We start from the raw sequence: 17,842 nt of genomic DNA, 5'->3' as shown, positions 1-17,842 counted from the left end.
GAGGATGCGCGGACAACCACAGGCGGAACTGGACATGAACGATTACGGCGATGCGCTACCGGCGTCGGCCAATGACGAAGTGCGCGTGGACGACACAGAAAGCGGGGCGGCATCCCCTGATGAAGCCGCGATCGACGCACTGCTGGAGGAACTGACGCAGCGCGTCACGTCAGCCGTGAGCATCTCGATCATCCTTCGAGATCTTCGTGGCGAGTAGCGTGGCGCGGTGCCGTTCGCGTCGGCGGGGCCGACACTCGGTGCTGATATCGAGGAACACCCGATGCAGAACGAAGCCGCTGCCGTCACGCGTCGCCTGAGCGACCCCGACTTTCAAGGCAGAGTTGTCACACGTCTCATCGGCGCGGTGATCGCGCTGTCGCTCGTGACGACGGCCGCCCTGGCGCATTCCTTCTGGTTGCAAACAAGACCGAGCGAGACGCGCTACTTTCTCGTGGACGGCCGCAATCCACCGCGGCCTATCCGCGGCCTGGAGAGCCCGGTGGTGGACGACACGCAGTTGCTGGAGTGGACGGTGGGAGCCGTCCTTGCCGCGTACAACGTCAATTATCACGACTTCGCCAAGCAGCTTAACGCTGCGGGTCGTCGTTTCTCGCTGAACGGCTGGAATACTTTCGCGCGCAGCTACATTGCATCGGGCAACTTCGAGGCCATGAAGCGCGGTCGGCTGACGTGTTTCGCGCAGTCGCAGCGCGCAGCGGTCATCACCGACCCCAAGATCATCGGCGGCAGGCTGGCCTATGAAATCCAGTTTCCCATCGTGCAGACCTGCGAAAACTCGCAGCAGACGAGCCAGCAGAACCTCATGATCACGGCACTCGTCGTTCGCACCAATGACGAAGATCGTCCTGACGGGCTCGTAGTCGACCAGCTGGTCGCGACCGCCCGTTGATCGCAGCAGGAGCGAACGTTGTGAGACCACGCACACTCGTCATTGCCCTGGCCAGTGGGGCGTGCCTTTCGGGCGTCGCCCTCGCCCAGGCGCCGAACCCTTCGCAGCAGCCCGCCGCCCCTGCCGACCGGGGTGCAGTGCGGCAGCGCATGCTGGAGGACGCAATTCCGCTGACGCCCGAGATGATCCGCGATCTGGCGCGTCGCTTCGGCGAGGTGCAGCGCGCCCAAGAGGAAAGCACCGCACTGATCGCCTCGCCGGTAAGTCGTCCGGTCAACGTCACCTTCCAACCCGGTCAGCCCACCTCCATCGTGCAGACCGTGCGCGGCTATCCCACCGCGCTCAGCTTCTTCGACGCCACCGGGCAGCCCTGGCCCATCGCTTGGGACACCAACTCCAACAACGCAAACGTGTCGGGGGGCGGCGGTGCGGGTGTGGGTGGCTGCTCCACCTCGCCAAACGCCGGCCCAGCCGGCCCGGGTGGTCCAGCCGCTGATCTCGCGGGCTTCCACGTCTGTGTGCCGGTGCGCGGCTCCAACACCATCCAGATCACGCCCATGTCGATCTCGCCGCGCGGTGGACTGCTGGTGAACCTGCAGGGCGCTCCCAAACCGATCTCCTTCCTGATGGTGTCCGGGCAAACACGCTACGACGCCGACGTCAGTGTTCACGTCTCAAGCCGTGGGCCCAACGCCCGCATCCAAATCGACACTCGCTCCAACGCTCCGGTAACGGGCGCGCCGTACCTGACGGCGATGCTGTCGGGCGTGGCGCCGGCCGACGCGGTTCCCCTCGCGATCAGCGGCGTGTCGCCCGACGACGTGCGAGCGTGGCGCCTCGGCAGCCAGATCTACCTGCGCACGCGACACACGCTGATGTCGCCGCCCTGGGACGCATCCCAGTACGGCGAGGGCGGCACCACCGTTTACGCGCTGCCAGCGACGCCGGTGGTGCTGCTCTCGGTCAACAACCGCACGGTATCGGCGGAACTGAGGGAGGAGCGCTGATGTCCGGCACCACCATGCGTCGCGGCTTCCGCGGCCCGTTCAACAAGGCCACCAGCGCCGGTCCGATGCGCTTCGTAGTCATCGGAGGCGTCGGCTTGGCGATTACGGGAATCGTTGTCGCCGCGACGTTGGCTGGCAGCGATGCCCTCCCCGAGAGCCGCGCGGCACGCCAGGGCTCCGTCAACCAACTGCCCGGCGGCACCAACTCCTCGCCCTATCAGGAGCGGCTGGCGGTGGCCGAGAACCAACGTCAAGCAGAACAGGCGCAGGCCCGGGGCCAATCCTACACCCCGCCGATCGCGGCCAGCCAGCGGCCGCCCGATCTGGCAGCACTGGTGCCGCCGCCGACGCCGCCGGCCACGGTGGCCCCCGTGACGCTACCCCCGCCAGCAACGCAGCAAAGGCCGCAGGCCCCCACCGCCCCGCCTGCCGCGCCGGTGCTGTTCGAGGCGGCTGCGACCCCGGCGCGGGTCCAGTCGGCCGTTGCGGCCGCCCCGCAGCAAAACCCGATCCGCACGGTGTCCCAGACCACGACGCAGCAGCAACCGATTGAGGATCCGGCATTCCGCGACGCTCTGAACCGCCTGATGGGTGGCTGGCAGGGGCGACCGGGAAGAACCACGGTGACGCTGGCTCCGCCGAACTCGGCCTCTGCGGCGGAGGGCGATGAGGGACGCCGCGGCGCCGCGACGGCACCCTCCCTGGCGCGGCAGGTCTCGGCGGGCGAGGTCGCGCCTGCCGCCGCCACGGTGCCGGCACCGCGTTCCACCGCGACATCGCAGGGCCGGGTGCTGGTTCCGGCAGGCCGCGGCATCTACGCCCACACAGTGCTGGCGGTGAACTCGGAGAGTGGAGGCCCTGTGGTGCTGCAGGCAGATACCGGGCCGATTGCCGGTGCCCGGCTGATCGGTACTTTTACCAAGCCGGGAACGATCAGCCGGCTGGTCGTTCGTATCAACTCCGTGCAGTTCCAGGGCATGGAGATGCCGGCAGAGGGCTTGGTGGTGGCGCCTGACACCATGGAGACGGCCGTTGCCACGAGCGTCGACCAGCGGCTGGGCGAGCGCTTCTTGCTGCCGGCGGCGGCGGCCTTCGTCGCCGGGCTGGGGCAAGCGGTCGCCACAACCAGCAATGCGTTCGGGCAGGTCAGTCCGTTCGGTGGCCAGTCCTTCATCACCCGCCTCAATCCCGAGCAGCAACTCGCTGTCGGTGCAGGAGCCGCAGCTCAGCAGATCGGGCGAGCCTTGGAACAATCTGCACCGCGCAGCGCGCTCGTTCATCTTGCTGCCAATGCGCCAGTCGGCGTGATGTTCCTGTCGAATCTCACAGCGCCGAACTGATCGCCAACAAGGCGCGGCGCCGTTCGCGCCGCGTCCGTCCATCCTGTCGACCTCAGACAGGTAGGGCACCATGGACACCCACGTCTCCGACAACACGCTGATCCCGCCGCTGTCGACGCGGCGTCCCGACATGGCGCTGCCGGGGGAGGAGGGCGAACTGCCCCCCAACTCCCCTGCTGCCGCTTCCGCCCCCGCCGCGCCGCCTCGCAAGAGCCGCCGAGGCGTGTTGCTCGGCAGCGCCGCAGTGGTCGCCGTGTTGGTGGTCGGTGCGGGGGTGTTCCTCATCTCTCCCTACAACACGGTCCTGCCGCTGGGCGTGCAGAACGCAGTCGCGACCGCGCGTGCGAGCGCGGGGAACTCCGTGCGCCACGCCGCCGAGGCGGTCGGGCTGATGGCCCCGGCGGCACAGATGGCTTCGGCGCCCCCACCCGCCACCGTGCCTGCTCCCGCCATCCGCGAGCCGGCGCCGCGCACGTCGCGCGAGGCACAGCTGGACGAGATCATGGCCTATCGGCAGCGCCAGGCCGCTCCCGACCTAAGCCGGCAGTCCAACACGGCGGGGCAGCCGCGCCCTGAGCCGCTCATGCCAGCGGCCGATCGGCGCTCGGTTGAGCCAACGCCCCTGGCGCGCCGCCTTGGCGATGCCCAGCAGGCGGAGCCAGCGCCGCTCGCTCGACGCGTGGATGAGCCTCCGCGCACGGCCGAACCGGCACGTCAGACCGACCCTCCGACAGCAGCCAGGGTGACTGCGATGCCGGTCGCCCCCGCCTCGGCCGTGGCGCCTCCGCCTTCTATACCGGCCGTCGTCGCGGCGCCGGCTCCGGCGCTCGTGGCCCAGGTGCCCGTCGATCCGGCTGGGTCGGGAGCGACGGTTGTTGCGGCGGCCGTGCCCCTGGTGGTCGTCCCTCCGCCGACGCCCGCCACTCCGGCACCGCCTGATCCTGTTGCAGTCGCCGCCAGCTTGCGACCCGCCCCGATGAGCACGCCGCAACAGGTCGATGTGCTCGGCTTGGTCACGCAGATGGCGGTGATTATGCGCAACCGGGAGGAGCGTGACCGGCAGATGCAGGCTGATCTCGCGGCTATGCGCGAGCAGTTGGAGGCCGCCAATGCCGACTTCGGGCGTCGCCTCGCCCTAGCTGAGGCACGGGGGGCGATGAACGCGGCAATGGGTGCGGCCGCCGCCCCGCCCCCGGTGCAGACCAGCGCCAGCCCTCCCCCCGTGCTTCCTGCTCAGGCCGCCGCACCAGCCGCCGCCCGGACGCCAACGTCGGCAGCCCCCACGCAGGCAGCGAACGACGGCACGCGTCGCCGCTACCGCGTCCAGGCCGCCTCGCCTGGCCTCGCCATGCTGTCGGAGGTCGACCGCACCGGCGAAGGCGGCGCGCAGCTGCAGGTGGCCGTGGGCGACGAGGTGTCGGGATACGGCAAGATCACGGCCATCGCCCAGCAGGGCAGCAACTGGGTGGTCCGCGCCGAGCGCGGCACCATCCAGTAGGGCGCGCCGTCATGCAGGGCTTCGTCGACTTCGCGGCCGAGATCGGCATCGCGCTCGCCTACCTCGTGCCGGCCTTTGCCTACCTCGCCGCGATCGGCACCTTCCTGTTCGCCGGATGGGGCTTCTGGCAGCAGGCCCAGCCGGCGAACCCGTTCCGCGGCAAACCGTGGATCCCGGTGCTGTCGCTGATCCTGAGCGGCGTGTTCGCGGCCTTCCCGCGGATCCTGACCCTGGCCAGCAACTCCGGGGGCGGCTCGGTCACCGTGAGGACCGGAGGCGCCTTCGGCTACGTCCCGTCGGTCGGCGCCGGCGGCGTGCTGGGTGCCACACCGGCCGAGACCATCGTAAACGTCGTGCAGGTGTTCCAGGGTTTCTTCCAGGCCTTCGGCGCCATGATGGCGCTGCTGGCGGTGTTCGCCTGGTGGAGCGTGGTGCGGGGTGCCAGCCGCCGCGGACAGGGCGGCTGCCTCGTGCAGTTCGCCTTCGGTGTGGCCCTCATTAACGTGCTGCCGCTGTCGCGTCTGTTGGCCACGATGTTTCGCGCGAACACCTGAAAAAAGACCGGCGCCGCGCGCGCCGATTTCCCGGACTCTCCTTTCAGAGGCGCCGCACGGTTCCTCGGCAACAGGAAAGCGAACTCCGTGAAGTCCATCAGCCCCGTCATCGTCTCCACCTGTCGCCGGTCGCTGCAGGCCGGCACCGCCATGCTGTCCGCCGGTGCGGCCCTGCTCACCTCGGGCGAGGCGTTCGCCCAGGCGGCCGGCACCGGGATTGGAGGGCAGGTCAGCACCATGGCGCAAGAAGCCACCACCGCCGGCGGCAATGTCGGCTCCATGGCCATGTACCTCGCCGCGCTGCTCTGCCTCGTCGGCGGCGCCTGGGCGCTCTGGCAGTCCCGGCAGCCCCAGCAGCGCGAGGGCGGCATGCTCTCCAAAGGGATCGCCGGCCTCGTGCTGTGCGGGCTCTTCGCCGCCGGTGGCACCTGGATCGGCAAGGCCGCGCAGACGACCAGCGGCGGTGCGGCCACCATCACGGGCACCAACGCCCCCGTCACCTTTGGGAACTGATCCCGGTGCGCTTTCTGTCGCTCCCACTGTCCGCCCACCGCTCCGCCTGGGGCGTGGATCCGGTCGGGGTGGAGCGGCAGTGCCGCGGCGCCGCCGCCGACGCTCCCTGCCGGTTCTGCGGTGCCTTCGCCGCCGGCCGGCAGGAGGTGTTTCACCTCGACGGCGACCATGCCAACCACGCTCCCGCGAACCTCGCCGCCGCCTGCAACCTCTGTCACCTCGCTCAGCACCTCGACGTCGCCGCCCGCCAGCGGTCCGCCGTGCTGGCGTGGCTGCCGGAGGTGAGCCAGGCGGCGGTGTTCATGCTCACGCGCTCGGCCCACCTCGCACTGCTCGACGCCGATGCCGACCCCACGCTGGAGGTGCCCCCCGCCAGGGCCACCGACGCCACAGTGGCCGCGTGGCGGGCTCTCAAGGCCCTTCTCGGCCGGGAGGAGCAGGCCCGGGCGCGGCTGAGAACGTCCGATCCCGGCGTGCTCGGTGCGGCTCTGCTGGCGCTCACTTCCGGCGCTTATCGCGGCCGCGCTAACCTGCTGGGGAGCATCCGGCTGGTGCCCACGGGCCGGATGCTGGTGGGCGGCAAGGACATCTATCCCGGCCTGCTCCGCGCCTGGGCCGGCCGCCCCGAGCCGAAGGCTCCCAGTCCCCTCCCCGTTTCCACCCCCGCAGCTTCGAGGAGGGCCGCATGATCGGCGCCATCTCCCGCCTCCTGGCGGGCTTGTCCCTTACCCTGAAGCAGCCGATCGGCACGTTCTGCGACGTCGAAACCACGCACGGCGACGCGCTGGTGACCAAGCATTCCGACTACCTCAGCGTCATCCGCATCGAAGGCATGCGGCGAATGGCCACCCGCGCCGACGTCGAGCGCATCGCGCTCGCCCAGCGGATGGACCTGTCTGGCGCTCTGGAGGACCCGGGCCACGCCATCATGGGCTGGTTCATCTCCGACCCCGACCAGTCGGCCGTCGAGATCGACCGCCTCAACCTCGATTCCTGCCGCACCATCGCGCGCGAGCTGGGTCTGGACGTCGGCGACGTGCTCAACGAGCGCGCGGCGCTCTGGCCCAAGGTCATGCGCTGGGAGGCGGCCTACTACGTGCTGTGGACCCGCCGCTCCGTCCTGACCAAGGAGGAGCGCAAGCAGATGGGGGAGGAGCAGTCCGCCCTGGCGAAGGCCGGTCCCAGGGCCGGTGACAGCCAGCTCTACTATCTCCGGTCGGAGGTCATGGCAGCGCGCCACGACGCGTTCGTGCTGCGCGTCGAGGCCGCCTTGAAGGCCAACGACATCGCCACCCGCGGGCTGGGCGCGCACGAGGCGCTTAAGCTGGTGCGGGAGGCGGTGTACCGGGAGACCTCCGGATCGGACTGGAAGGCAACCCTCATGGGCGACCGGGTGATGCCGCGGGCGACCGAGGACGAGGTTCGCAAGCCGGATGCTGCGCCCGGCATGCTGTGGCCCGCCATCCGCGAGCAGATCTTCCACGCGGACGCAGAGACCCAGGGTGGTCAGCGGGTTCGCATCGGCGACAACGACTACGCGCCCGTTGACATGGCAGTGGGGCCGGAGGACCCCCGGCCCTTTGTCGAGCTGTCGGCCCGGCTGGGGCAGGACCGCATCCCCTGGCGCGGCTCAATTCTGATCGAGGGCGGCGGGCGTTCGGCGATGCTGCTGAAGTCGCTCGGCGCCACCCTGTTCTCGATGTTCCCCGGCAATGCCGACGTGCGCCGTGCCTTCGAGGCGCTGAAGCAGGAGCGCGACACCAACGGTCACGTCGGGGTCAAGCTGCGCGCCTCCTTCGCCACCTGGGCACCCACGGGCGATACCCAGAAACTGCGCCGCCGCGCCTCCACCCTTACGCAACGGCTGGAAGGCTGGGGCAACTGCAAGGCCACCAGCATTGCAGGCGACCCCCTGGAAGGAGCGTTGAGCAGCGTGCCCGCCCTGGCGCTGGCCTCGACCGGCACGCCGGGCATCGCGTTGCTGGGCGACGCCTTCGCGATGCTGCCCTGGAATCGTTGCGCCTCGCCCTGGGAGCAAGGCTCGGTCCTGTTCACCCGTCCCGACGGTGCGATCTGGCCCTATGAGCCCGCTGGCAGTTCCAAGCGCCCGCTCGTGTGCGACATCTTCGTGGCCCCGCCAGGCTCCGGAAAGTCGGTGCTCGCCAACACGATCAACCTCGGCCTGTGCCTCAGCACCGCCGTGCTGGGCTCACGCGGGGCAAAGCTGCCGCTGATCGGTAAGGCCGATATCGGACCCTCCGCCCAGGGGTTTGTGCGGCTGGTGCGCGAGGCGCTGGGACCGGAGCGCGAGCACGAGGCCCTCTTCGTGACCATGCAGTTCCGGGCGGGCTACGAGTTCAACATCTTCGACCTGCAGGTGGGCTGCACCTATCCGCTGCCTATGGAGAAGGCGTTCCTGCAGAACTTCCTGTCCTTGGCCACCATGCCGCCGGGTCAGAACATGCCCTTCGAGGGCCTGAGCCAGCTGATCGGCTACGTCATCGACGAGGCCTACCGCCTCTGTACCGACGTCCCCGGCGGCTCCCCGAAGCCTTACCGGGCCGGTGTCGAGCCGGCCGTCGATGCCGCGCTGTCGAGGCACGGCATTGTGCTGGAGCACGCCGAGCCCTGGTGGCGGGACGTGGTGGACGCCTTGATCGACCGGCAGGAATGGCGGCTCGCCGAGGTGGCGCAACGCCATGCGGTTCCGACCCTTGAAGATCTGGTGGTCGCGGCCAGAGGCGATCAGGTGCGCGACATCTTCGACGAACTGAAGATCTCCACCACGAGCGAGGACGCGATCGGGCTCTTCGAGCGATACATCTACGACGTCATCAAGAAGTTCCCGACGCTGAACGCACCGACCAGGCTGGACTTCGGGCCGGCTCGGATCATCGTGCTCGACCTCGCTGCCGTGGCGCCAACCGGCTCGGCGGTGAACGACCGGCAGACGGAGATGATGTACCTGCTGGCGCGCCACATCCTGGCGCGCAACTTCACCCTGCACCCGGACTACGCCGAATACGTTCCGGAGAAGGTGCGCGATTACCAGCGCAGTCGGTTCCAGGAGATCATGGAGTCGGTGAAGCGGCTCGACTACGACGAGTGGCACCGCACCAAGGGAAGTCCGCAGGTTCGCGATCAGGCTGCACTGGACGTGCGCGAAGGGCGCAAGCACAACCTGCAGCTGGGCTTCGCATCGCAGCGGCTGAGCGACATGGGAGAGGAGCTTGTCGGCCAGTCCACGGGACGGTTCATCCTCAAGACCGGCGACGAGAAGGAGTGCAACGAGGTCATCGAGCGCTTCGGGCTGAGCAAGGCCAGCGCCGACGTCGTGCGCTTCGCCCTGCAGGGGCCGGGCCCGAAGGGGGCGCCGTTCCTGGCAGTGCTGCTGGCCGGGGGCGCGAAGTACGAGCAGATGCTGGTGAACTTCCTGGGGCCGGTGGAGCTGTGGGCGTTGAGCACGACGCCCGGTGACACGGCCCTTCGCAACCGTCTGTACGCGGCGGTGGGCTTCAAGGAGGCGCTCCGGCGCCTGGCGCGGGTGTTTCCACGCGGCTCGGCCGTGGACGAGATTGATCGGCGCAAGAACGAGCGCCTGAAGCGAGGCGAGTTGGACGCCCGAGCAGAGGCGGGTGTGGTGGACGAACTCGCCGCCGAGCTGACCGATGGGCGGGGCCTGGGCATCGTGCTGCGCGACGTGGCGCAGGACAACGAGCCGCCGCGGCGGATGATGGCGGCCGAGTAGGTCAGTCAAGGAGGAGACGCCGTGTGTTCACTTTGAACACACGGCAACGGTCAGCCTGGTGTTATACCAACCGCCTCAGAGTTTGACCTGTGCCCACGAGCGGCGGGTGATGGAGGCGATCTGGTCTGGCGTGCTCATCAGGGCGGACCAGGCGTGGCAGCATGCATCGACGATGGCGTCGTAGCTGTCCCATACGCGATGGCTGAGCAGGTTCTGGCGCAGGAACTCCCAGACGTTCTCCACCGGGTTCAACTCGGGTGCGTAGCGCGGCAGCGGAAGCAAGCTGATGTTTCTGGGAAGGCTCAATCTGGGTGAGGTGTGCCAGCCTGCGCCGTCGAGCACGAGGACGGCATGCGCGCCCGTGTTCACGCAGCGGCTGATCTCGGCCAGGTGGATATTCATGGCCTCCACGTTAACCTCGGGCAGCACGACGGCCGCGCCAACGGCGCGCTCAGGGCAGACTGCACCGAAGAGCCAGGCCCAGGTGTAGCGATGATCGCGCACGGCACGCGGGCGCGTGCCCCGCTTGGCCCAGATCCGTGTCAGCGTGCCCTGCTGGCCGACGCTGGCTTCGTCCATAAACCAGATCTCAAGGGGAGAGCCGGGTGCAACCGCGCCGACGGCTTCCTTCACCCGATCAGTGAAGCCCCCTTAAAAGCCGCCTGCGCGGCGGGGTCGCTCTGCGGGTGCTGTGGCCGCACGGAAAGACGGCGGAAGCGCAGTTTGGTCAGCAGCTTGCCCACCGTGCGCTCGTGCAGGCTGACCCGGAACTCGCTCCCGATCCGCTCCTGCAGGTCACGACAGCGCCAGCGTACGACACCGTCGCGCTCCAGGTCTGGTCCATCCTCAACCCACCGGGCCACCATGGTTGCCTGCTCACTGGAGAGCCGTGGAGCCGGGCCCGGAGCACGGCGGTTTGTCAGCCCGGCAATCCCTTCATCGTTGTAGCGATGCACCCAGTCGCGCAGCGTCTGCCGGTCCATACCGCAGTTCTCGGCCGCCTCCTCACGCGAGGCCCCTTCCAGCACCAGCGCGATCGCCAGCATCCGGCGTGCCGCATTCGCATCACGGCTCCGCGCCGCTGATCTCCGGAGCTCGGCCGCCGAAAGATCCTGTCGCGTGATCGCCAACGCCATCTCAGCCTCCTAAAATCAGCCGTCAGGAGGAGCGAATCACAACCACCGCACGGGCGGGATCACATCCGAGTCAGTTGCCAAGGCGATTGGTATTAGCCAGTTCTCAACCCGAAGGCCGCGGATGCGTCGGAACTCTCCGACATTCGCTGTCACGAGGGTTGCTTCCAGGGCGTAGGCATGCGCGGCAATCAGCAAGTCATTCTCTCCGATCGGCTGACCTGCCGCCTCCAACTCGGCTCTTAGTCCGCCGTACTCAGCATCGGCGGGAACTTCCAGTGCCATCACTGGCACCACATCCAGAAAGGCCTCTACCCGCTCCAGGAGCCGAGGTGATCCCTTCTTGGCACAGCCGTAGCGCAGCTCCGCTGCCACGATGATACTGACGCAGACTGCTGCCCCCGCCGCCCGCGCCTTGCGCGCTGCTGTTCCGCTGGGGTTCCGGATTAGGTCGCTGACGATGTTGGTATCCAACATGTACAGCACGCTCAGAAGATGTCCCGTGTGACAAGCGGCTGATCGTCGATGTCTGGAAGAGATTCCTCCATGGGTTCCCAGCTGTCCAGAAGCACTGAGAGGTTCTTGGACCGGACGGGTTCTAGGATGAGGCGATCGCCGTCGCGGCTGATGATGGCTTCGTTACCAGGGAGTTCGAACTCCACAGGTATGCGGACAGCCTGATTCCGGTTGTTTCGGAATAGGCGCACCTGACGGGGGGTGGGGTTGGATCGCGGCATGTCGGGACCTCCCAGGAAGGGGTATGCCAGACATATGCCAGCCGCCTGGCACTGAAATCAAGGGTATTCCTAATTCGGTACCATCCGCCTCGATGGTGCGACGCGCCGTTCGCGCCGACTGCCCGCACTCTCCGCTTCGACGAGCTGGAGATCCCCATGGCAAGCACACGACTGAGGTTGGCGACGGTACTCGCGGGGCTCGTGGGCCTGGCTGGCTGCGCCGGCACAGGCCCGACCACCGAGATCGTCACCACCGGCATGCCCAATCCCGAGGTGGCGCTGCGCCGCTCTATGGAGCAGGTCGGCCAGCAGATGGCCCAGCTCGGCGGCTTGAACCGCCCAGCGCTGGCCGCCGGCCAAGGTCCGGTGGTGCCGGAGGAGCTCCGGCGTCCGGTGGCCTTCACCTGGAACGGGCCGCTGGCCGACGGCGTGCGCAAGCTGGCCGGGACCATCGGCTACACCGTGGTTGTGTCCGGGGTTGAGCGGCCGCAGCCCGTGCCCGTGGCGGTCAACCTACCCTCCACCACCCTGGTGGACGCTTTCGCCGCCCTGGGCGAGCAGGCGGGCGCCTATGCCACCGTGCAGCTCGACCTGGCCAGCCGCACCGTGCAGGTGGTGCACCATGTCTGAGCCCCGCCGCTCCGGTCCGCGTCCCGCACTGTTGGCCGCGACAGCGCTCGCGGCCCTGGTCCTCGCCCCGGCGGCCCGCGCCGAGGGCAGCGTCAGCTTCCTGGCGAGCCCGCTCATGCCGGGGCAGGCGCAGTATGAGGCCGCCTCACGCACTTTGGCCGACCAGATCAATCAGCCTATCACCGGCGCCGGCACCCTGCCCGTGGTCGAGGGCGTGGAGGCTCCGCCTTCGCTGGAGGCCCTGCAGGCGGCCCGCCCCGGCGATCAAGTGGGCGACGGTCTCGAAACCGGACGTGCCGAGGTGCTGCGCCAAGCGGCCACGATCTACGGCGCCCAGGGTGGCCTCGCGGGCCGGTCCTTCGCCATCAACGAGATGCTGCGCCGCTACGAGGCCCAGCTCACCACAACCTACGACTTCCGTCCGCTGGTGCTCTCGGTCGGGGGCGGCCAGACGCTGATGCGCCCCCCGATCGTGTCGGAGGCGCAGATGGCCTTCGCGCTGGGCGAGAACGGGCAGGTGGCCCGAGAAACCAGCTGCATCTTCGAGATCACACGCGAGGCGCAGCTGACCTCGGCCCCGCCGGACTGGCGCTCCTACCTCGTGCGATCCTGGGGCACTCCGGCCCGGCCGGCCGATGCCGCCCTGCCACGGACCCGTCAGGAGGTGCGGTACTGGGATCGCTGGGTCGCCGAAGGCTGGGCCCAGGGCGAGAAGCAGGCGGTCAACATCTTCCTGTCCGACCTCGGCCGCCTGCAGCGCGACCTGATCGGCATGGCCCGCTTCCGGGTGCTGCTGCGCGCCGGGCTGGTGGAGGAGCCGCGTATCGCCTTCGAGAGCAGCGCCGCCGACGGCGGCCGCTCGCGTCTGGCGATCGGGGATCGCACCGTGCGGATCACCGACCAGCCGGGGCTGCAGCGCAACCCAAGGCGCTGGCAGCCGGGGGCGGGCTGCCGATGAGCGCCGTGCTGGAAGCAGTCCACGAAGACATCGGGCCCTCCTCCGAAGGGTGGCCCGAGCAGGGACTTCGCTGGGTCGAAGACCCCCGCAAGTCCGCCCCTGGGCTGGATTCCCTGCTCATCTGGGCACACCGCCAGGGGGCCTCGCGCATCTCCTTCCAGACCGGCCATCCGGTCTGGATCATGGTTCATGGCCGCAACCGCAAGGCGACCAGCAAGGCGCTGAGCGAGGTGGAGGTGTCCGTCGTGACCAACCACCTCTACGGTGCCGACGGCACCGCCCGCCTGCAGGGCGGATCGGACTTCGACGTATCCTACGCCGTGGCGATCAGCCGCTCCGAGCGGCTGCGGTTCCGCGTCAACGCCACTCCCATCCACACCAGCCGCCGCGGCGGAGCGAACCTGGTGCTGCGCCCCATTCCCGACATGCCCCCGGACCTCGATGCGCAGCTCGTCGAGCCGGAGATTCTCGAGAACTACCGACCGCGGGGCGGCTTCGTGGTGGTCAGCGGCTCCACCGGCTCGGGCAAGAGCACGCTGATCGGCGGCTTCACGGTTGCCAAGCTGAGAGATCCGAACGGCCACTACAACATCGTCGAGGGCGCGGCGCCCATCGAGTTCCTGCTCGACCGTCTCGAGGGCCCGACTTCGACCATCGCGCAAACGGAGATCCCGCGGGATCTGCCGACCTTCGAGGCCTTCATCCGCGGCTGCTGGCGGCGGGAGGCCACTGACATCATCGTCGGCGAGAGCCGCGACGGGGCGACGATGTCCGCATCGCTCAACGCTGCCATGGCGGGCTCGACGGTGACCACCACCATCCACGCCGACGACTTGGCACTGACGATCCAGCGCATGGTGGCGCTGTGCCCCGGTGACGAACGCGACAACCTTGTCACCTCGATCGCTCAGTCACTGCGGCTTATCATCAACCAACGCCTGGTGTTCTCGACGGACGGCAAGCGCACCGCGCTGCGCGAGTACCTCGTCTTCGACGCCCCGCTGCGGAGGCGCCTGATGCAGACCTCTCCCTCCGACTGGCCCGACCTGATCCGCACCACGCTGGAGACGGACGGCCAGTCCTATCGCAAGGCCATCACCCGGGCGCTGGAGGAGGGCCGGATCAGCCCCACCGTCGCCGAAGGTGAGATGAGGAGGATCGGCTGATGTGGAGGAACACCGCACTGCCCATTCGGTTCCTGATGCTGGACGCCCGAGCCTTGCTGCCGGTGCTGTGCTTCGTCACCTACTGGAGCTGGACGACCCTCTACATTGCCCTTCTCGGGACTGCCTTCTTCGGCGTGCTCTCATTCTTCGGGCTGACCCTGCCGGCGCTGTTCCGCATCGTCCGGGGCTGGCTTGTTGGCCGGCTCCGCCCGGCGGTGCCGGCCTGGAAGCGGCGGAGGCTGGCGTGAGCGAGGCGTTAAACCTCGGCGCGGTCGGGCGCACGCTTCAACGGCTGGTGGAGCGCGACGGGCGACCGCTGCTGCTTCGCGACGAGGCTACCGGCCTCGATCACCGGCTGCCCGCGGCATTGGTCGCGGCCCCGGACGGCTTGATGCCGAACTTCCTGGCGGCGGCGAATGTCGTGTGGCGGGCCGCGACGGGTCGGCACCTGGGGATCGAGCAGGAGCACGACCCCGACGCGTTGCTGGGCTACCGGGTGAAAGGCATCCGGGGTGCGCCCTTCTCAGTGGTGATGCTGTCGGCCATGGAAGCCATCGAGCGGACCGGCAGCCCGTCGGCGCTGCCGGTCAGCGATTTCGCCAAGCTCTGGCAGCAACTGCGGCCCTTCGGGGTCACGGATGGGCGCGAAGCCACCCCAAGCCGCCCGCAGGGACCAACGCCATGAGGACATTCCTTCTCGCGGCGCTTGCCGCTGCGGCTGTGGCCGCAGCACCCGCCAAGGCCTCGGTGTCGGACGGCACCGTGGCGGCCGTGACCGAGTGCATCCAGGCCGCGGCGGCACTGCATCGCTTGCCGCCGGGGGTGATTGCAGTGCTGCTGTCGGTAGAGGGGGGCTCAATCGGACGGGCGAGCCAGAACACCAACGCCACGGTGGATATCGGACCGATGCAGATCAACCAGATCCATCTGCCGACCATCGCTCGGCGCTGGAACACCACGACTGCGGCCGCTCGCGAGGCGCTGCTGAACAACTTCTGCGCCAATGTTGAAGCTGGAGCGTGGATCCTGCGGCGGGAGATCGACGGCGCCGGCGGTGACTTCTGGGAGGGCGTGGGTCGCTACCATTCACGCACCGACGTCTACAAGACACGCTATCTCCGCAAGGTCCTGGAGCACGTCATGCGGCTGCAGCTCATTGCCGTGCCAGCAACTCGGATCGCTGCGCACTAACCTCCTGCCGTGTCAGCACATTGCGCGGAAATGGACGGGTAGATTTCGGGCGGGGGCATGTGACTACGCGCCGTTCGCGTCGCGGGGCGGCACGGTTCGCGTGTCGCCACTGGAGCCATCCCAATGTACGTGCCGCCTACCCTCCCCGATCCACCGCAGTCCCTTCGTAACGGTGATGCCATCGATATCCGCGATCTATTGCTGCGCCACCTCGGGGGCGGGCAGACGGCGGGCGACGGCGATCCGCTGACAAGCCGGGCCACTCGCCTGCTGGGCGCGGCAGCAGCGGTGCTGACATGGATGCGGGACCGCGAGGCTTTGCGCCTCGACGGGGCCGCGATCCGCTTGGCGCTGCAGCTGCGCTCGGTCGCCACTCTCGCGAACCGGCGCGCCTTCCTCATGCCGTGCTGGGCCACGGGGTGGTTCCGCGAGCAGCCTGTGCCGAACATGCCCGAGAGCCTGATCTATCCGCTGAACGCCTATCTCGCGGACCTTCCGGGCTACGATACGGCCCTCCCGTATGATGGCCAGCGTGGCGGCGAGGCCCGTCGGCAGCACGCCAGGGTGCTGTTCGTGGCCTTGCCCTCCTGGACCGCCGGGAGGCTCCCGTCGTGAGCGTTGGCAAGGGCACCGGGCGCTCGGGCTGGGCCTCGAGCGACGACTACACTTTTCTCAGTCTCGCCGTGATCGTCGTCGGCCTAGCCTTTGGCGGCTGGATGCTGTGGAGCTACCACCACACGGAGGTGGTGGAGGCGGTCGCAGCCCTGCAGCTGTGGAAGATTTCGGCGCTTTCGCTGGTGACGGACGAACTCGGAGGCCTGTCGAGAATGGTGGCGGTCGCTCGCTACGAGACAGTGACCTTTGATGAGCTCATGGCGATGAGTGGTAGGGTCAACACCGTTATCCGCATACCCGCCGCGGCACTGATCGGCGCTCTGGCCGTCCTGTGTTTCGTGTGGGCGCCGCCGGCCCGGTTCCGGCGCCGGTTCGACCTCGACGGGCTGGCACGGGAGCAGGCGCGCTTCTTCCGCGCGGCCGGTGCCTATCTCGGCCGAGGCTTGCGGCTCGTCCCGCTCGGAACAGGCGCGCCCCGCCCAGCTGACCCTGCCCTTCATCCACACGAGTGGCTGCTCCGCCTGCCGGTGGAACAGAAGGAGGTGGAAGCGGCCACGGGGCCGTCAACCTCGGCGCAGCAGGCAGCTCCCGAGGCGGAACAGGCCGGGAGCGCGGCCGAGGCCAAGCCTAAGCGGAAGTGGCGCAAGCTTCAGGAAGCATCGTCCGAGTACGACGCCGATCGGGTCAGGAAGGGGCTCATCGCCCAGCTCGGGCCGGTCTGGCGTGGTGCAACCGCTGCCCGCCCGCAGTCCCGGGTGATGTTCGCAGCCTTTGCTCTGCACCTGGCCGGCCGTCGCGAGGAAAGCCTCTTGCTGCTGGGCGACTTCGCCGAAGCTCTTGCATCCGACACAGGGCATGGGCCGGCCGGCCCCGAGGCCTTGCTTCCGGTGCCGCCCTCGGTGCTCGCGGCCGCAGACGCGCTGATCGGCGATGGGACGGTGGGCAGGCCGGCCGAGGCCATCACCCGGCACCATGCTTTCGAGACCACCGCGCTCATGAGCCTGCTGAATGCGGCGCGGCTGAACGGAGGCGTTCTGGCTCCGGCGCAGTTCAACGGGCTCAAGCTGGTGGACCGGGGGCTCTGGTACGCCCTGCACTCGCTCGGCTTCCCTGGCCACGGGCTGGGGCAGAACGCCCACCCGAACCCCCGTGTCGAGGCCGTCGGCGCCCGCGCGCACTGGAATGCCGAACGGCAGGCGCGGTGCCCGCTGTTCGAGCCCGACGTGGATTCAGCCCTGCGCGCCGTTCGCGCCGCAATCAAGCAGCATCGGGAAGAGCAGAAGGAGCAGCCGTGATGGCCGGTAGCGACGTGCGAGATCGTGAGGAGCGGGGTTTGTCCCGCGAAGTACCCTCCGGGGCCTGGGCGGCAGGGCCGGACGGGATGCATATCCATGTCCACCTGGCGGAGGCGACAAAGCAGGAGACGCGTCGGTCCTTGCTTCCCTGGCTGGGCGGCGCGGCGGCCGTGGTCGTGGCGTTCGGCGTCGGCCAGCTCACTGCGTCGCCGTCCAGCGGCCGCGCGGCAGATGCCGGCCTTCGGGCGCAGCCCCCGACGGTGATGCGGGCGGTGCCATCCTTGCCGGATGCCCCTCTCCAGCTTGCGCCCGCACGCGGCGCCGAGGTGCAGCTACCGCCGCTCCCGCAACTGCCCCCGATGCTGCAGCAGCAGCTGGCGCAGCCCCCGCGTGTCGTCCCCCCCTCCCCGGCCCCGGTGGTCGCCGGATCGCCGGGAACGCCGCCTCGTAACGCCTTCGGCCTCGAGCGCTGAGGTCGGGGCGATGATTCAGCGGGAGATCTCTGGGCCGCAGAACCAGTTCGAGCGCGGCAGCGGCATGGGCTACC

General features: G+C 68.9%; 21 protein-coding genes. 18 read left to right on the top strand and 3 right to left on the bottom strand.

Annotation, left to right across the window (positions count from 1 at the left end):
- The first annotated feature begins 34 nt into the window (after positions 1–34).
- The 9 genes from D9599_RS18220 (at position 35) to D9599_RS18180 (ending at position 9,570) form a co-directional block, all read left to right on the top strand.
- A complete protein-coding gene (locus D9599_RS18220) occupies positions 35–217 on the top strand; it encodes a hypothetical protein (RefSeq protein ID WP_198382703.1) in 183 nt (60 codons plus the stop codon).
- A gap of 63 nt (positions 218–280) precedes the next feature.
- Positions 281–910 (top strand): DotI/IcmL/TraM family protein, encoded by a 630-nt coding sequence (locus D9599_RS18215; protein ID WP_198382702.1) that lies wholly within the window; start codon positions 281–283, stop codon positions 908–910.
- A gap of 20 nt (positions 911–930) precedes the next feature.
- A complete protein-coding gene (locus D9599_RS18210) occupies positions 931–1,917 on the top strand; it encodes a DotH/IcmK family type IV secretion protein (protein ID WP_309228653.1) in 987 nt (328 codons plus the stop codon).
- A complete protein-coding gene (locus tag D9599_RS18205; RefSeq protein WP_198382701.1) occupies positions 1,917–3,257 on the top strand; it encodes a DotG/IcmE/VirB10 family protein in 1,341 nt (446 codons plus the stop codon). The genes D9599_RS18210 and D9599_RS18205 overlap by 1 nt, the downstream gene beginning before the upstream one ends.
- A 70-nt stretch (positions 3,258–3,327) precedes the next feature.
- Entirely contained in the window at positions 3,328–4,755 is a 1,428-nt protein-coding gene (locus D9599_RS18200; protein ID WP_198382700.1) for a hypothetical protein, read from the top strand.
- Positions 4,756–4,766: 11 nt separating this feature from the next.
- Positions 4,767–5,309 (top strand): hypothetical protein, encoded by a 543-nt coding sequence (locus D9599_RS18195; protein ID WP_198382699.1) that lies wholly within the window; start codon positions 4,767–4,769, stop codon positions 5,307–5,309.
- An 87-nt stretch (positions 5,310–5,396) separates the two neighbouring features.
- A complete protein-coding gene (locus D9599_RS18190) occupies positions 5,397–5,822 on the top strand; it encodes a hypothetical protein (RefSeq protein ID WP_198382698.1) in 426 nt (141 codons plus the stop codon).
- Between the two features lie 5 nt (positions 5,823–5,827).
- Complete coding sequence (locus D9599_RS18185) at positions 5,828–6,511, top strand: HNH endonuclease (protein ID WP_198382697.1); 684 nt, start codon at positions 5,828–5,830, stop codon at positions 6,509–6,511.
- Positions 6,508–9,570 carry an ATP-binding protein gene (locus D9599_RS18180; RefSeq protein WP_198382696.1) on the top strand — a complete coding sequence of 1,021 codons (3,063 nt, stop codon included), beginning with the start codon at positions 6,508–6,510 and terminating at the stop codon, positions 9,568–9,570. Before D9599_RS18185 ends, D9599_RS18180 begins: the two co-directional genes overlap by 4 nt.
- A 75-nt stretch (positions 9,571–9,645) precedes the next feature.
- Here the strand turns inward: D9599_RS18180 and D9599_RS18175 are convergent.
- The 3 genes from D9599_RS18175 to D9599_RS18165 all read right to left on the bottom strand — a co-directional run bounded on the left by D9599_RS18175 (position 9,646) and on the right by D9599_RS18165 (position 11,440).
- Positions 9,646–10,706, bottom strand: a protein-coding gene (locus D9599_RS18175; protein ID WP_198382695.1) for an IS630 family transposase whose coding sequence is annotated in 2 segments (ribosomal slippage) — positions 9,646–10,220 and positions 10,220–10,706 — 1,062 coding nt in all. Because the reading frame shifts where the segments join, the coding sequence is not laid out codon by codon here.
- Positions 10,707–10,742: 36 nt separating this feature from the next.
- Entirely contained in the window at positions 10,743–11,180 is a 438-nt protein-coding gene (locus D9599_RS18170; RefSeq protein WP_198382733.1) for a type II toxin-antitoxin system VapC family toxin, read from the bottom strand.
- A gap of 11 nt (positions 11,181–11,191) precedes the next feature.
- Positions 11,192–11,440, bottom strand: coding sequence for an antitoxin (locus D9599_RS18165; RefSeq protein ID WP_198382694.1), 249 nt, complete (start codon positions 11,438–11,440; stop codon positions 11,192–11,194).
- A gap of 156 nt (positions 11,441–11,596) precedes the next feature.
- Here D9599_RS18165 and D9599_RS18160 point away from each other — a divergent pair, with 156 nt between their 5' ends.
- The 9 genes from D9599_RS18160 to D9599_RS18120 all read left to right on the top strand — a co-directional run bounded on the left by D9599_RS18160 (position 11,597) and on the right by D9599_RS18120 (position 17,768).
- A complete protein-coding gene (locus tag D9599_RS18160) occupies positions 11,597–12,070 on the top strand; it encodes a DotD/TraH family lipoprotein (RefSeq protein WP_198382693.1) in 474 nt (157 codons plus the stop codon).
- A complete protein-coding gene (locus tag D9599_RS18155) occupies positions 12,063–13,028 on the top strand; it encodes a type IV secretory system conjugative DNA transfer family protein (RefSeq protein WP_198382692.1) in 966 nt (321 codons plus the stop codon). The genes D9599_RS18160 and D9599_RS18155 overlap by 8 nt, the downstream gene beginning before the upstream one ends.
- The gene (locus D9599_RS18150; RefSeq protein WP_198382691.1) at positions 13,025–14,194 is read left to right on the top strand and encodes a type IV pilus twitching motility protein PilT; all 1,170 of its coding nucleotides are present in this window, start codon (positions 13,025–13,027) and stop codon (positions 14,192–14,194) included. Before D9599_RS18155 ends, D9599_RS18150 begins: the two co-directional genes overlap by 4 nt.
- A complete protein-coding gene (gene icmT / locus D9599_RS18145) occupies positions 14,194–14,442 on the top strand; it encodes an IcmT/TraK family protein (protein ID WP_198382690.1) in 249 nt (82 codons plus the stop codon). The genes D9599_RS18150 and icmT overlap by 1 nt, the downstream gene beginning before the upstream one ends.
- Positions 14,439–14,879 carry a hypothetical protein gene (locus D9599_RS18140; RefSeq protein ID WP_198382689.1) on the top strand — a complete coding sequence of 147 codons (441 nt, stop codon included), beginning with the start codon at positions 14,439–14,441 and terminating at the stop codon, positions 14,877–14,879. Before icmT ends, D9599_RS18140 begins: the two co-directional genes overlap by 4 nt.
- Positions 14,876–15,385: a lytic transglycosylase domain-containing protein gene (locus D9599_RS18135; protein ID WP_198382688.1), complete on the top strand. Its 510-nt coding sequence runs from the start codon at positions 14,876–14,878 to the stop codon at positions 15,383–15,385. Before D9599_RS18140 ends, D9599_RS18135 begins: the two co-directional genes overlap by 4 nt.
- A gap of 123 nt (positions 15,386–15,508) precedes the next feature.
- Positions 15,509–16,000, top strand: coding sequence for a hypothetical protein (locus tag D9599_RS18130; protein WP_198382687.1), 492 nt, complete (start codon positions 15,509–15,511; stop codon positions 15,998–16,000).
- Entirely contained in the window at positions 15,997–17,295 is a 1,299-nt protein-coding gene (locus D9599_RS18125; RefSeq protein ID WP_198382686.1) for a hypothetical protein, read from the top strand. Before D9599_RS18130 ends, D9599_RS18125 begins: the two co-directional genes overlap by 4 nt.
- Positions 17,295–17,768, top strand: coding sequence for a hypothetical protein (locus D9599_RS18120; protein ID WP_198382685.1), 474 nt, complete (start codon positions 17,295–17,297; stop codon positions 17,766–17,768). The genes D9599_RS18125 and D9599_RS18120 overlap by 1 nt, the downstream gene beginning before the upstream one ends.
- Positions 17,769–17,842 lie beyond the last annotated feature (74 nt).

This window comes from Roseomonas sp. KE2513 (assembly GCF_016107305.1).
Lineage (GTDB): Bacteria > Pseudomonadota > Alphaproteobacteria > Acetobacterales > Acetobacteraceae > Roseomonas.
The sequence above is the reverse complement of the archived record's forward strand: the minus strand, read 5'-3'. Positions and strand labels throughout refer to the sequence as shown.